The following is a 13934-nucleotide window of genomic DNA, read 5'->3' as shown; positions in this document are numbered from 1 at the left end:
TCGCATCGGACGACAGTGCCGGAACGTGACCGCTCCGGTTCACGTCGTGTCCGGCCCGCGAACCCACCACGCTCTGCCCTGATTGCGCCGGTTCGTCATCCCCGGGCCAGGCTTGGGCGGTGCGACCGGGGCCGGGGAGAGCCGCCGGTCGCACCGCCGGCGGTCAGGAGATGTCCCGCCGGCGCATCGCCCAGAGGGCCGCGCCCAGGATCACCACGAATCCGACCGCCATCATCACCGAGGACTGCTGCCAGGTGATGTCCAGCGTGTCCGGTTTGCACTCGCCGAAGTAGGTGGCCTGGCAGGTGTTCCAGTCCTCCAGGGTCACCTTCTTCTGCATCCACGCCAGGGCGTAGGTCGGCAGCAGCCAGGCCTCGGCGAAGCGCACGCCGGCCATCGCCAGCAGGATGCCGAGGCCGAACTGGCCGACGACCATCAGGGCGATCACCCCACCCAGGGCCATCGCGGTGTGCCGCCCCAGCGAGGCGAGCGCGAAGCCGATGGTCGCGGTGACCAGTGCGAGCACCAGCCCGCGCAGCCCGGTCAGGGCGAAGGACTGCCACGCCCCGGAGGTCATCTTCGCCGTGCTGCCACGGAACGTGGCGACCAGCCAGAAGCTGCCGAACCAGAGCGCCGTCGTGGGCACCGCCAGGGCGACCAGCCCGGTGAGCAGCGCCGCCAGCTTCGTCAGCAGTACGGTCAGCCGCTTCGGCCGCCACAGCAGCAGGTTCATCATGCCGCCGGTGTTCCACTCCGCCCCGACGAACGAGGCCCCCACGACGAACCCGACCAGCGCCAGGATCGCCGCGAGCGGCAGCAGCGTGTCGCCGAAGTTCTCCCGGAAGTCGAACGTGGAGGGCAGGAACCAGCCCGCCTGGATCGCGTCCCGGGGCGGGGGCTGGATCATCGCGCAGTCGTCGGGGAACTCCCCGGACTGGGCCGTGCCGGCCGCCTTCGCCTTCTCGCACTCCGCGCGGTACTGCGTGTTGTGGCGGACGTCCTGCTGCCACTGCTGCTCGGCGGCGCGCTCGGCCTTCGCCAGCGCGTTGGCGTCGATCTTCTCGTTGGTGAAGAAGACACCGACCACCACGGCCGCGAGCACCAGCAGGCCCAGCAGGCCCATCCAGCGGGTGAAGCGCCGCTTGGCGAGCCGGCGCAACTCCGTACGGTAGAGGCTCACGCGCCCCACCCTCCCCCGGTGGGACCGGGCTGCCCCGCGCCACCGACCTTCGTGGACTGGTCGACCTGCCGGTGCTGGCCGGGTACCGGCGCGGTGGCGGTCAGTTCGAGGAAGACGCTCTCCAGGTCGACGGCGACCGGGGCGAGCTCGCTGACGTAGAGACCCTGCTCGGCGAGGAGCCGGGTCACCGTGGCCGGCTTGTCGACCCCGGCGAGCATCAGGTGGTCGGCCTGGCCCGCCACCCGGATCCCGGCCCGGGTCAGCGCGTCGGCGGCGACCGGCAGGTCGGTGACCGCCTCCAGCCGCACCCGGACCGCGCCCGAGGAGTGCTGGGCGAGCACCTGCTCGACCGGGCCGAAGGCCACCCGCCGGCCCAGCGAGATGATGGTGACCGAGTCGCAGATCAGTTGGATTTCGCCGAGGATGTGGCTGGAGAGCACCACTGTCATCCCCGACTCGGCGAGGTTGCGCGTCAGGGTGCGCATCTCCCGGATGCCGCCCGGGTCGAGGCCGTTGGCCGGCTCGTCGAGGATCAGCAGCTTCGGGTTCTTCAGCAGGGCCGAGGCGACGGCGAGCCGCTGCTTCATGCCCAGCGAGTAGGTCTTGACCCGCTCGCCGGCGCGGTCGCGCAGCCCGACCAGCTCCAGCACCTCGTCGACCCGGTGCTGCGGCACGTCGCCCGCGCCGGCGAGCAGGGACAGGGTGTCCCGCGCGGTGAAGTGCGGAAAGAACTGCGGGCTCTCCACGATCGCGCCGACCTGACCGGCGACGGCGGGCAGCGCCGCCGGCACCTCGTGGCCGAGGATCGTCATCCGGCCGTCGTTGGGCCGGATCAGGCCGAGCAGCGTACGCAGCGTGGTGGTCTTGCCCGACCCGTTGGGGCCGAGGAAGCCGTGCACCTGCCCCTGTTCGACCCGCATGTCGAAACCGTCGAGCGCGTTGCGGGTGCCGCGCCGGCGGCTCTTGTACGTCTTGCGGAGACCTTCGATCTCCAGGACAGCTGGCAAGCTGCACCTCCCCCGATGGGTGTATGACACGCGACACCATACGCGGTATGCAGATCCCCGCAATACCCGGTATGCATGCGACGCGCCGAACGCGTGAAAGGAAGGGGCGCTTCCTGTGCACCAGACGTCAGGAAGGTGCCCTTCCTTTCAACGTCAGGCGCAGATGACCGTGACGCCGGCGGCGCGGAACGCCTCCACCACCTCGGGGTTGGCTCCGGAGTCGGTGACCAGCGTCTCCACCCGGTCCACCGGGCAGATCCGGGCGAAGGCGTGACCGCCCAACTTGGACGAGTCGGCGATGATGACGACCCGCTTGGCCCGGGCCACCATCAGGTTGTTCATCGCCGCCTCGCCCTCGTGGTGGGCGGCGGCGCCGAGCTGCGGGTCGATCGCGTCCACGCCGAGCAGGGCGACGTCGAGGGTGACCTCGCGCAGCAGCGCCCCGCCCAGCGGGCCGACCAGCTCGAACGACTTCGGGCGGACCACGCCGCCGGCCACCACGACCTTCATCCGGGAGCGGACCAGCAGCTCGTTGGCGATGTTCAGCGCGTTGGTGACCACGGTGAGCTGGGCGCCCTCGGCGCTGGTGTTCAGGTCGGGCCGGACGGCGAGGGCCCGGGCCACCTCCGTGCTGGTCGTGCCGCCGTTGAGGCCCACCACGGTGCCCGGCGAGACGAGCGCCGCGGCGGCGGCGCCGATCCGCTGCTTCTCCGCCGAGTGCTTGGCCGTCTTGTAGCGCAGCGGCAGGTCGTACGAGACGCCGTTGGCGACCGCGCCACCCCGGGTCCGGGTGATCATCTGCTGCTGGGCGAGCTGGTCGAAGTCGCGCCGGATGGTGGCCTGGGAGACGTCCAGCCGCTCGGCCGCCTCCTCGACGCTGACGCGGCCGTTGTCGGTCAGCATCTCGAGCAGGGCGTTCCATCTGGCGTACCGGTCCACCCGGGCCCTCCAGTTACTGCGCGGTCGGTGATTGATTGCGTGCACAGTAGTGCGCGAAACTACGAGGGCGCAAAACCCTGTCTTGCGCGATGCCGGGGCTGGTTGCCACAGCCAGCCGCTTTCGCGCAGAATAACGCGCGAAAGGCGGCTCTAACGAGCCGTATTGCGCACCGCTCCCCTGCGTAGGAGTTCTCATGTCGTACGTCGACGCCGAGATCGCGAGCCAGCCCGACTGCTGGCGGGAGGCGGCGCGACTCGCCGCCACCGCGACGGACCACCTCCCCCGGCCCGGGGAGCGGGTCGCCGTCGTGGGCTGCGGCACGTCGTGGTTCATGGCGATGGCGTACGCGGCCCGCCGCGAGCACCTCGGCCAGGGCGAGACCGACGCCTTCCAGGCCTCCGAGTTCCCCGCCGGCCGGCGCTACGACCGGCTCGTCGCGATCACCCGCTCCGGCACCACCACCGAGGTCACCGAGCTGATCGCCGCCCTGCGCGGGCGGGTGCCGAGCACCGTCCTGGTCGGCGACCCCGACTCCCCCGCCGTCGCGCTGGCCGACGCGGCGGTGACCATGCCCTTCGCCGACGAGCGCTCGGTGGTGCAGACCCGCTTCGCGACCACCGCCCTGGCCCTGCTCCGCGCCCACCTCGGCGACAACATCGACGCGCTCGCCGCCGACGCGGAGGTGGCCGTACGCGCCCCGCTGCCGATCGACCCGACCCGCATCGAGCAGGCCACCTTCCTCGGCCGGGGCTGGACGGTCGGGCTCGCCCAGGAGGCCGCGCTGAAGTGCCGCGAGGCGGCCACCTTCTGGGCCGAGGCGTACCCGGCGATGGACTACCGGCACGGGCCGATCTCGATCGCCGCACCGGGCCGGCTGGTCTGGGCGTTCGGCGAACTGCCCGACGGGCTGCCGGAGGACGTGGCGGCGACCGGAGCGGCGTTCGTGCACAGCCGCACCCACGGCTGCCGCACGGTGCTGGGCAGTTGGGCCGCCGGCCGTACGCCCGTCGACCCGATGGCCGACCTGATCCTGGCGCAGCGCTTCGCCGTCGCGCTCGCCACCAGCCGGGGCCTCGACCCGGACGCGCCCCGGCACCTGACCCGTTCCGTGGTCCTCGCGTGAGGCCAGCCGACGTCGTCGTCGCGCTGGACGTCGGCGGCACCGGGATGAAGTGCGCCCTGGTCCGGGCCGACGGTGCCGTGCTGCACACCGAGCGGCACCCCACCGACGCGGAGCGCGGCCCGGACGCCGTCGTCGACACGGTCCTGGGGATCGCCGAGGGGCTGGCCGGCAAGGCCCGCGCCGACGGGCTCGACCCGGTCGCGATCGGCATCGCCGTACCCGGGGTGATCGACGAGGCGCGCGGGGTCGCCGTCTGGTCGGCGAACGTCGGCTTCCGGGACGTACCGCTGCGGGACCTGGCGCAGGCACGGCTCGGACTGCCGACGGCGGTCGGCCACGACGTGCGCGCCGGCGGCCTGGCCGAGGCCCGGCTCGGCGCGGGCAGCGACGCCGCGCACGTCCTCTTCGTCGCGATCGGCACCGGGATCGCCGCCGCGCACCTGGTCGGTGGCAGGGCGGCCACCGGCGCGCACGGCGCCGCCGGCGAGATCGGCCACATTCTGGTACGCCCCGGCGGGCCGCGCTGCGGCTGCGGCCGTCCCGGGTGCCTGGAGGCGGTCTCCTCCGCCTCCGCGATCGGCCGGCTCTACTCGGCGCGGGCCGGCGTCCCGGCGACGGCCGCCGAGGTGGCCGACCGGGCGGCGGCCGGCGAGCCGCTGGCGGCGGACGTCTGGCGGGAGGCCGTGGAGGCGCTCGCCGACGGCCTCGCCACCGGCCAGGCCCTCTTCGACGTGGAGACCGTCGTGATCGGCGGCGGGCTGGCGCGGGCCGGCGCGCTGCTGTTCGACCCGCTGCGGGCCGCGCTGCACGAGCGGATGACGTTCCACCGGGAGCCGCGCCTGGTCGCGGCGGCCCTCGGCGACGAGGCCGGCTGCCTCGGCGCCGCCCTGCTCGCCCTCGACAGTCTGGAGAAGTGATGGCTCTTCGGGTGAACGGCAAGGTGGTGACCCCGACCGGCGTGATCCGGCAGGGCTGCGTGGAGGTCGACGAGGGTCGGATTCGGGCGGTGGCCGAGTATCCGTCGGTCCGCGACGGGCACTGGATCGTGCCGGGCTTCGTCGACATGCACACGCACGGCGGCGGCGGGCACACCTTCACCACGGGCGACGCCGGGCAGGCCCGGCAGGCCGCCGACTTCCACCTGCGGCGCGGCACCACCACCCTGCTGGCCAGCCTGGTCAGCTCGCCCTTCGTGCTCATGCGCTCGGCCACCGAGGCGTTCGCCCCGCTGGTCGCCGAGGGGGTGCTGGCCGGGATCCACTTCGAGGGGCCGTACCTCTCCTCGGCCCGCTGCGGCGCGCAGAACCCCGAGTACCTGCGCGACCCGTCCACCGACGAGCTGGCCGAGCTGATCGAGCTGGGTGGCGGGGCGGTCCGGATGGTCACCCTCGCCCCCGAGCGGGACGGCGCCCTGGAGGCGATCAAGCTGCTCACCGCGCACCGGGTGGTCGCCGCGGTCGGCCACACCGACGCCACGTACGACGAGACCCGCGCCGCCGTCGCGGCGGGCGCGAGCGTCGGCACCCACCTGTTCAACGGGATGCGGCCGGTGCACCACCGCGAGCCCGGCCCGGTGGTGGCCCTGCTGGACGCCCCGAACGTGGTCTGCGAGCTGGTCGCCGACGGCGTGCACCTGCACGACGGGATGCTGGCCTTCGCCACCTCGACGGCGGGCCCCGAGCGGTCCGCCCTGATCACCGACGCGATGGCCGCCGCCGGCATGGCCGACGGCGAGTACGACCTGGGCGGCCAGACGGTCACGGTGGCGGACGGCGTGGCCCGGTTGGCCCGCGACGGCGCGATCGCGGGCAGCACCCTGACCATGGACGCCGCGCTGCGGCACGCGGTGGGCGCCGGGATCCCGATCGCGGACGCCGTCCGGATGGCGGCCACCACGCCGGCCCGTGCCATCGGCCTCGGCGACCAGCTGGGCGCGCTCCAGGTCGGACTCCGGGCCGACCTGGTGGTGCTCGACGACGACCTCAACGTGGTCCGGGTGATGCGCGGCGGCTCCTGGCTGGAGTGACGCAGCGAGGCGACAGCCCACCCGGGCGGAGGGGCTCACGTCCGCGCTGTCGAGCTGAATCGTCTACGACATCACACAGGGCGCACAGGCCGAATCGTCTACGACATCAGCTCGACAGCGGTCGCGGAGACAGTCCGCCGGAAGGACCATCACCGCCCGCCACCACGTCGCCGAGCACCGCCTGCTCGTCGGGGCGGTGCACCAGCACGTCGGAGAGGAACGACTGCACGGCCGGGGCCATCCCGACATCCCGGCCGGCCCGCTCGGAGAGCAGCCACTTGTGCTCGATGATCTGGGCGAAGAGCTCCTGCGGCTCCAGCTTGCGGCGCAGGTGCGCGGGCACGGCCCGGACCACCGGCTCGAAGACCTCGGTCAGCCAGCGGTGCGCGGCCTGCTGCTCGTCCATCAGGTAGCTCTCCGCCCGGTAGGCGTCCAGGTCGTTGAGCAGCCGGCGGGCCTGGTTCTCCTCGGCGTCGAGGCCGGTCAGGCGGAGCAGCCGCCGGGTGTGGTAGCCGGCGTCGACCACCTTCGGCCGGACCAGGTAGCGCCCGTTGTCGATCGTGGACATGGCCACCTCGGCGACGTCGAAGCCCAGCTCGTTGAGGCGGCGGATCCGCCCCTCGATGTCGTGCCGGGCCTCCCGCTCGACCTGCTGCTCGTAGGTGATCTCGTGCCACAGCCGCTCGTAGCGCTGCACGACCTCCTCGCAGACCACCTCCGGGTCGATCGACTCGTGCAGCAGCCCGGCGGCCTGGAGGTCGAGCGCCTCGCCGAAGATGTTGACCCGGGCGATCTCCAGGTCCTCGCCGCGCTGGCCGTTGGAGAGGGAGTGGTGCAGGGCGCCGGTCTCGGCGTCCACCAGGTAGGCGGCGAAGGCTCCGGCATCCCGCCGGAAGAGGGTGTTCGACAGCGAGCAGTCGCCCCAGAAGAAGCCGGTCAGGTGCATCCGGACGATCAGGGCGGCCAGCGCGTCGAGCAGCCGGCCCATCGTCTCCGGGCGCAGGGTGTGCGAGAAGAGCGCCCGGTAGGGCAGCGAGAACTGCAGGTGCCGGGTGATCAGCACCGACTCGAGGGGTTCCCCGTCGTCGGTCTGCCGGTCGGCGACGATCGCCACCGCCTCGACCGACGGGAAGTCGATCCGCTCCAGGGCGCGGAGCAGGTCGTACTCCCGCTCGGCGATCCGCTCGCGGGTCTCCTTGAACGCGTAGACGTACTCACCCAGCCGGACGAAGCGGACGATGTGCCGGGAGATGCCCTGCGGCAGCGCCACCAGGTGTTGCGCAGGCCACTCCTCCAGCGGGGTCGACCAAGGTAGGTCGAGCAACGCCGGGTCCACGAGGGCCGAGGTGATCCGCACGGGGACAAGTCTGACGGGTACCCCCCGCCGAGCGCCTCCCTTCGTGGCTCGGCACACAGGCGGCCCCGGCCCGTCCCCATCCGGCGCCGACCGGGGCCGGTAGCGTGGTCGGGGTGCGGGAGACCACGACGGTACGGGCAAAGATGCAGCTCCGGCCGGTCCGGCCGGCCGGCTGGTGGTTCGACGCGCTGCTGCTGACCGCCCTCGTCGGGTTGACCGTGGCCCTCGCCGGTGAGCGGCTCTTCGGGATCGACCGCGCGATCGCCGACTGGTCGGAGGCGCACCGGCCGACGGCCGCGCACTGGACGGCGGTGGTGCTCAACTACCTGGGCCAGGGCACCCCGTTGACGTTGATCGCCCTGGGGCTCGGGGTGCTGCTCGCGGTGCGGCTGAGGTCGGTCCGCCCGGTGCTGCCGCCGGTGCTCGCCTTCGCCCTCAGCTACCTGACCATCGGCCCGCTCAAGGTGTGGACCGCCCGGCCCGCGCCCAGCGCGAGCGTCAAGGAACCCTTCCTCCCCGCCGAGCAGACCCTCCCGCTGTTCCAGGACGAGCTGCCGCTGAAGTTCGCCCAGTCCTACCCGTCCGGCCACGTCGCGAACGCGATCCTCTGGTACGGCGTCATCGCGCTGCTGCTCGCCCCGCTGCTGCGCACGTACGGCCGGACCGTGCCGCCCCGGCTGGTCACCGTGGTCCGGGTCGTGCCGCCGGTGGTGGTGCTCTGCACCACCACCTACCTCGGCTGGCACTGGCTGACCGACTCGGTCGCCGGGCTGCTGCTGGGGCTTCTCCTCGACCGGCTGGTGCACCGGGTGCCCTGGGACGACCTGCCGCTGCCGGGAGCGCTGCGGGACTGGAACCGTCCGTTCATCTCCGCCCCCTAGGGTCCCGCCGTGGATCGACTGGCACGCCGGCTGGGCGTACGGGATGCGGTGGTCATCGGCCTGGGGTCGATGCTCGGCGCGGGCGTCTTCGTGGTCTTCGCGCCCGCCGCGGCGGCGGCCGGCGGGGCCGGCCTGCTGGCGGCGCTGGTGCTGGCCGGCTTCATCGCCTTCTGCAACGCGACCAGCTCGGCCCGGCTCGCGGCCCGCTACCCCGAATCCGGCGGCACCTACGTGTACGGGCGGGAGCGGCTCGGCCCGTTCGCCGGGTTCCTGGCCGGCTGGGGCTTCGTGGCCGGCAAGACGGCGAGCTGCGCGGCGATGGCGTTGACCATCGGGGCGTACCTCTGGCCGGGGCAGGCCCGGCTCGTCGCCGTCGGCGCGGTGGCGGCGGTGACCGCCGTGAACCTGCGCGGCATCGGCAGGACCGCGACCGCGACGAAGATCCTGGTGGGCGTGGTGCTGGCGGTGCTGGCCCTGGTCGCGGTGGCCGGCGCGGCCGGCGGTGACGTCTCGCTCGACCGGCTCGGCGACCTCGGCGGCGGCAGTCGGGGCGTGCTCACGGCCGCCGGGCTGCTCTTCTTCGCCTTCGCCGGATACGCGCGGATCGCCACCCTCGGCGAGGAGGTACGCGACCCGGCGCGGACCATCCCCCGGGCGGTCCCGCTGGCCCTCGGCGTGGTGCTGGCGGTCTACCTGGTGCTCGCCGTGGTCACGGTCGGTGTGCTCGGGGCCGACCGGCTGGCCGGTTCCGCCGCGCCCCTGGCCGACGTGGTGACGGCCGCCGGGCTGCCCGGCCTGGCGTGGCTGGTGCGGGCCGGGGCGACGGTGGCGGTGACCGGGGTGCTGCTCTCCCTGCTCGCCGGGGTGGGGCGCACCGCGTTGGCGATGGCCCGCCGCCGCGACCTGCCGGGGGCGCTCGCCGCCGTCCACCCGGTGCACCGGGTGCCGCACCGGGCGGAGCTGGCCGTGGCCGCCGTGGTGGTGGCGATCGTGCTGCTGGGCGACGTACGCGGCGCGATCGGCTTCTCCAGCTGCACCGTGCTGGTCTACTACGCGATCACCAACGCCGCCGCGCTGACGCTGGGCCGGGACCCGGGCCGGCGGCTGCCGGTGCGGGCGCTGGCCGTGCTGGGGCTGGCCGGCTGCCTGCTGCTCGCGGTCAACCTGCCGCCGGCCAGCGTGCTCGCCGGCGTCGCCGTGCTCGCCGTCGGCGCCCTCTGGTACGCCCTGCGCCCGCGCCGGGCCTGACGCCGCTCCCGGGACGCGCAGCACGGCGGACCGGGCGCCGTCACTCCTCCGGCTGGCGGGGCGCGGGCGTGACCGGGTCCTCCGGCGGGGGCGCGGCCTCGCGGAGCAGGGCGTTCAGGCCGGCCCGGCGGGCCACCACCGTCAGCCGGTCGCCCGCGACGATCACCAGCCGGGCATCGGGCGCCCAGTCGAGGCGCTGGCCGGCCCGGGCGTGCGCCAGCAGGCGTACGCTCTCGGCCCGCCCGACGGCGGCGAGCGGCCTGCCGTCCAGCGACGACCCGGCGGCGACGGAGACCTCGGTGACCAGCAGCGCGTGCCGGCCGACCGGGATGGTGGCGATCACGGCGCGGTCCAGCAGCGCGGCGGAGAACGAGAACGCGGCGAGGTACGACACGCTGCGCGAGACGCCGATGCCGAACGCCTGCTGGATACGTTCGGCGAAGTGGCCGTCGAAGAGGCGCAGCACCACCTGGAGTTCCGGGTTGACGGCCCGGCCGATGAGCGCCGCCTGGAGGTTGGTCTCGTCGTCGGTGGAGACCACCACCAGTGCCTGGCAGCCGCCCACGGACGCCGACTGGAGCGTCTCCTCCAGCGCGGCGTCGCCCACGATCAGCGGTACGCCGAGCCGCCGGGCCAGCGCGCCACCGCGCGGCTCGGGCACCTTGTCGATCGCCACCACCTCGACGCCGAAGTCGCAGAGCTGGGCCATCACCCGGGTGCCGACGTTGCCCAGCCCGACCACCACCACGTGCCCGGAGCGCTCGGGCTGGATGCGGCCGGAGTGCAGAGCCAGCCGGGCGTTGACGATGCCGTCCACCACCACGGCGGTGATCAGCGGGATCAGCGCCAGCCCGGCCAGGTTGAGCACCACCTGCATGACCTGCTCGGCGGCCGACTTGTCGGGGTTCGGATCCTGCCCGGTCAGGGTGGTCACCAGCGTCAGGTAGAGCGAGTCGGCCCAGTCCTCGTGCGCGGCGTAGCCGTTGAGCGAGCCGAGCACCCCGATCACCGCCAGCAGCACGATCACCGCGACGCCGATCTTGCGGGTGGCGAAGCTGCGCACCGCGCGCAGCAGCACCGTCAGGGGGCGGCGACGCCGGCGGGCCCGCACCAGCCGGCGGGCGGCCAGTTCCGTCCCCGGCGGCGTCCCGGTCGCCTCGGCGATCACCAAGTCGGCCGCGCGTTCGTCGGCGGGCAGCAGCCGGACCTGCTGCGGGTCGCGGGTGTCGGCGACCCCGCAGACCACGTCGGGCGGACGTACGTCCTCGCGGCGGGCCACGTAGAGGGTGCGCCCGCCGTGCCGGAAGTGGGTGGGGGCGACCTCGCCCAACGCGGCGGCCACGAAGGCGGGGGCGGCCATGGAGGCGTCGGAGAGCACGGCCGAGTCGGGGAAGATCTGCCGCACCCCGTTGGCGAGGCCGGTGTTGAACATCCGCACCACCAGCCGCAGCCGGGGCTCGACCTCCTGCGCGCAGAGCGCGGCGTGCATGTTGCCGACGTCGTCCTGGTGCAGCAGGGCCAGCCCGTCGGCGCCGGCCAGCCCGGCCCGACGGAAGGTCACCTCGTCCAGCCGGTCGGCGCGGACGACCTCGACGCCCTGGAGGTCCCGCCCGTCGGGCTCGTCCGAGCGCGGTCGTTCGGGCACGACCAGGGTGATCCGGACGCGGCCGGCCTGGAGCTCGGTGGCGAGCAGCGCCCGCACCACCCAGTAGGCGAGGGCGTCGCGACCACAGATCACGTAGTGCGCCCGCGCGTCCCCGTTGACCCGGAGCCGCCGGCCGGCACGCCGCGCACGATCCAGCAGGGGCTCCGCCATGTGCCGCATCGTAGTCAGCCGGTCGCGCCGGACGCAGCCCCGTGATCATGAACGCTGGTCGCGCCGGCATGTCCCTCCCGGCGACGGGTAGAGCACCGGCATGCAGACGTTCCTGCCGTACCCGGACTTCCTGGCCAGCGCCCGGACGCTGGACCAGAAGCGGCTGGGCAAGCAGCGGGTGGAGACCATCCAGGTGCTGCGCGGGCTGACCTGGCCCACGTACGGCTGGCGCAACCACCCGGCGGTGAAGATGTGGGCCGGGTACGAGGAGGCCCTCACCCGGTACGGGTTGGACGTCTGCGCGGTCTGGTGCGAGCCCGGCCGGGCCGACACGTGCGCGACCACGATGACCGCCGACCTCGCCGCCGCCTGCGGCCTGACCCGGGTCCGCACCCAGGTCGAGCTGGCCGAGGCCGGGGAGTTGCCGCCCTGGCTGGGCCGCGACGACCTGCACCTGAGCCACCGCTCGTCGCTGCTGCGTAAGGACCCCGGCCACTACGGGCCGCTCTTCGGCGACGACGTCCCGCCCGACCTGGAGTACGTCTGGCCCGCCTCCGACCGGGAACGGCGCTGCCTCCCGCCGCCGGAGTGATGGCGGGGCACGTCAGGCGCTTCCCGCGGGAAAGGGTTCCCGCGATGGCTGAGCGGGCAGACTGGAAACCCACCCGGCGGGAAGGTGCACATGGCGCTGTCGAAAGTGGTCGGTCGACTCATCGGCGTACGCGAGCACGAGGTGGACCCGGGCGGTGGTGGCGCCCCCCGCGTGCCGGGCCGGGTCGAGGCGGTGGTGGTCGGCGGCGGGATCGCCGGCATGTCGGCGGCGGTGGTGCTGGCCGAGCGCGGGGTGGCGGTGACGGTGCTGGAGGCCGCACCGACGCTCGGCGGCCGGCTCGGGGCCTGGCCGGAGACGCTCGCCGACGGCAGCCGGCAGATGAACGAGCACGGCTTCCACGCGTTCTTCCGGCAGTACTACAACTGGCGCTCCATCCTGCGCCGCGCGGACGCGGGGCTGGGCTTCCTCAAGCCGGTCCCGGGCTACCCGATCCTGAGCGAGCAGTGGCCCACCGAGGAGTTCGGCAGGCTGCCGCCCGCGCCGCCGATGAACCTGCTGGCGCTGCTGCTACGCAGCCCCAGCCTGCGCCTGCGCGACCTGCGGGGCATGGACCGGGACGCCGCGCTGCCGCTGCTCACCTACGACCCGGGGCGCACCTACGCCGAGTTCGACGACACGACCGCCGACGCGCTGCTCGCCTCGCTGCGGCTGCCCGACCGGGCCCGCGCGATGCTCTTCGAGGTCTTCTCCCACTCGTTCTTCAACCACGAGGCGGAGATGTCGGCGGCGGAGATGATCGCCCAGTTCCACTTCTACCTGCTGGGCAATCCGGAGGGGCTGGCCTTCGACTGCCCCGACGAGGACTACGCGACGGCGATCTGGGAGCCGCTGGCGCGGCACGTGGAGAAGCACGGCGGCCGGGTGCTGACGGGCGCCGCCGCCACCGCCGTGACCCGCGACGGCGAGGGCTGGCGGGTGGCGACCGCCGACGGCACGTCGTACCCGGCCGGGCACGTGGTGCTCGCCGTCGACCCGCCCGCCCTGGCCGCGCTGGTCGCCGCCTCGCCCGGCCTGGCGGACCACGCGCCCCGGCTGGCGGCGCGGATGCCCGCGTTCGGCCGGCCCGGCCCGCCGTACGCGGTGGCGCGCTTCTGGTGCGACGGGGACGTCGCCGCAGACCGGGCGGTGTTCAGCGGGGTGTCCCGGCAGCCCACCCTGGACTCGGTGACCCTCTACCACCGGCTGGAGCACGAGTCCCGCCGCTGGGCCGAGCGCACCGGCGGCTCGGTCGTGGAGCTGCACGCGTACGCCTGCGACGCGGGCGTGCCCGCCGAGGAGCTGGCCGAACGGATGCGGGTCGAGCTGACCGCGCTCTGGCCGGAGGTGGCCCGGCTGCGGGTCCGCGAACTGCGCGCCCGGGTGGAGGCGCAGGCGCCAGCGTTCACGCCCGGCAGCCACGCCTGGCGGCCGGGGGTACGCACCGACGCCGACGGGCTCTACCTGGCCGGCGACGGCATCCGCACCGATTTCCCCAGTGCCCTGATGGAGCGGTCGGCGGCGACCGGGATCATCGCGGCCAACCATGTCCTGCGGGCCGAGGGCGCCGCGGCGGAGCCGGTCCGCTCGATCCGGCCCCGAGGCCTGCTCGCCGGACGGGGCTGACCAGCCCAGGGTCTGCGCGCCGGACGGGCTGACCGGTCCGAGGTCTGCGCGCCGGGCGGGCTGACCGGTCCGAGGTCTGCGCGCCGGGCGGGCTGACCGGCCCGGGGCCTGCCCGCCCAGCGACGAGGAGCAAACCGGGCA

Annotated in this window: 12 protein-coding genes; 7 read left to right on the top strand and 5 right to left on the bottom strand. The window is 74.1% G+C overall.

Going from position 1 to position 13934, the window contains the following annotated elements; genetic code table 11:
* Positions 1–163: 163 nt before the first annotated feature.
* The 3 genes from ABZ573_RS24335 to ABZ573_RS24325 form a co-directional block, all read right to left on the bottom strand.
* Entirely contained in the window at positions 164–1180 is a 1017-nt protein-coding gene (locus ABZ573_RS24335) for an ABC transporter permease subunit (RefSeq protein ID WP_327029793.1), read from the bottom strand.
* Positions 1177–2187, bottom strand: a complete 1011-nt coding sequence (locus tag ABZ573_RS24330; protein WP_358121225.1) for an ATP-binding cassette domain-containing protein — start codon at positions 2185–2187, stop codon at positions 1177–1179. Before ABZ573_RS24330 ends, ABZ573_RS24335 begins: the two co-directional genes overlap by 4 nt.
* 153 nt (positions 2188–2340) lie before the next feature.
* The gene (locus tag ABZ573_RS24325) at positions 2341–3126 is read right to left on the bottom strand and encodes a DeoR/GlpR family DNA-binding transcription regulator (RefSeq protein ID WP_091626905.1); all 786 of its coding nucleotides are present in this window, start codon (positions 3124–3126) and stop codon (positions 2341–2343) included.
* 194 nt (positions 3127–3320) lie between these two features.
* On the opposite strand from ABZ573_RS24325, the gene ABZ573_RS24320 reads away from it, so the two are divergent.
* From ABZ573_RS24320 to nagA, 3 genes are read left to right on the top strand one after another with little or no spacing between them, the layout of a single operon-like run.
* Complete coding sequence (locus ABZ573_RS24320; RefSeq protein ID WP_151454743.1) at positions 3321–4250, top strand: SIS domain-containing protein; 930 nt, start codon at positions 3321–3323, stop codon at positions 4248–4250.
* Entirely contained in the window at positions 4247–5167 is a 921-nt protein-coding gene (locus tag ABZ573_RS24315) for an ROK family protein (RefSeq protein ID WP_327029795.1), read from the top strand. The genes ABZ573_RS24320 and ABZ573_RS24315 overlap by 4 nt, the downstream gene beginning before the upstream one ends.
* Positions 5167–6276 carry an N-acetylglucosamine-6-phosphate deacetylase gene (nagA, locus tag ABZ573_RS24310; RefSeq protein ID WP_358121220.1) on the top strand — a complete coding sequence of 370 codons (1110 nt, stop codon included), beginning with the start codon at positions 5167–5169 and terminating at the stop codon, positions 6274–6276. Before ABZ573_RS24315 ends, nagA begins: the two co-directional genes overlap by 1 nt.
* Before the next feature lie 106 nt (positions 6277–6382).
* Here the strand turns inward: nagA and ABZ573_RS24305 are convergent, their stop codons facing one another.
* Entirely contained in the window at positions 6383–7633 is a 1251-nt protein-coding gene (locus ABZ573_RS24305) for a DUF4032 domain-containing protein (protein WP_151454746.1), read from the bottom strand.
* 143 nt (positions 7634–7776) lie between these two features.
* Between ABZ573_RS24305 and ABZ573_RS24300 the strand changes: the two genes are divergently transcribed.
* Positions 7777–8514, top strand: a complete 738-nt coding sequence (locus ABZ573_RS24300) for a phosphatase PAP2 family protein (RefSeq protein ID WP_151454754.1) — start codon at positions 7777–7779, stop codon at positions 8512–8514.
* Positions 8515–8523: 9 nt separating this feature from the next.
* Positions 8524–9762: an APC family permease gene (locus tag ABZ573_RS24295; RefSeq protein WP_358121218.1), complete on the top strand. Its 1239-nt coding sequence runs from the start codon at positions 8524–8526 to the stop codon at positions 9760–9762.
* 40 nt (positions 9763–9802) lie between these two features.
* Here ABZ573_RS24295 and ABZ573_RS24290 read toward each other — a convergent pair whose 3' ends face one another.
* Entirely contained in the window at positions 9803–11587 is a 1785-nt protein-coding gene (locus tag ABZ573_RS24290) for an NAD-binding protein (RefSeq protein WP_327029799.1), read from the bottom strand.
* A gap of 91 nt (positions 11588–11678) precedes the next feature.
* Between ABZ573_RS24290 and ABZ573_RS24285 the strand changes: the two genes are divergently transcribed.
* Both ABZ573_RS24285 and ABZ573_RS24280 read left to right on the top strand, forming a co-directional pair.
* Positions 11679–12170: an MSMEG_6728 family protein gene (locus ABZ573_RS24285; RefSeq protein WP_151454749.1), complete on the top strand. Its 492-nt coding sequence runs from the start codon at positions 11679–11681 to the stop codon at positions 12168–12170.
* Positions 12171–12260: 90 nt separating this feature from the next.
* Positions 12261–13793 carry an FAD-dependent oxidoreductase gene (locus ABZ573_RS24280; RefSeq protein WP_358121214.1) on the top strand — a complete coding sequence of 511 codons (1533 nt, stop codon included), beginning with the start codon at positions 12261–12263 and terminating at the stop codon, positions 13791–13793.
* Positions 13794–13934: the final 141 nt, after the last annotated feature.

It is taken from the genome of Micromonospora sp. NPDC007220 (genome assembly GCF_040634035.1).
Classification (GTDB): Bacteria; Actinomycetota; Actinomycetes; order Mycobacteriales; family Micromonosporaceae; genus Micromonospora; species Micromonospora reichwaldensis.
Note: the sequence above shows the minus strand (reverse complement) of the source record. Positions and strands in the feature narration are given on the sequence as shown.

Bases quoted from the DNA above. Each gene is read 5' to 3' on its own strand.
- ABZ573_RS24285 (WP_151454749.1), top strand. From the start codon at position 11,679: ATGCAGACGTTCCTGCCGTACCCGGACTTCCTGGCCAGCGCCCGGACG.
- ABZ573_RS24280 (WP_358121214.1), top strand. From the start codon at position 12,261: ATGGCGCTGTCGAAAGTGGTCGGTCGACTCATCGGCGTACGCGAGCAC.
- ABZ573_RS24320 (WP_151454743.1), top strand. From the start codon at position 3,321: ATGTCGTACGTCGACGCCGAGATCGCGAGCCAGCCCGACTGCTGGCGG.
- nagA (WP_358121220.1), top strand. From the start codon at position 5,167: ATGGCTCTTCGGGTGAACGGCAAGGTGGTGACCCCGACCGGCGTGATC.
- ABZ573_RS24290 (WP_327029799.1), bottom strand. From the start codon at position 11,587: ATGCGGCACATGGCGGAGCCCCTGCTGGATCGTGCGCGGCGTGCCGGC.
- ABZ573_RS24300 (WP_151454754.1), top strand. From the start codon at position 7,777: ATGCAGCTCCGGCCGGTCCGGCCGGCCGGCTGGTGGTTCGACGCGCTG.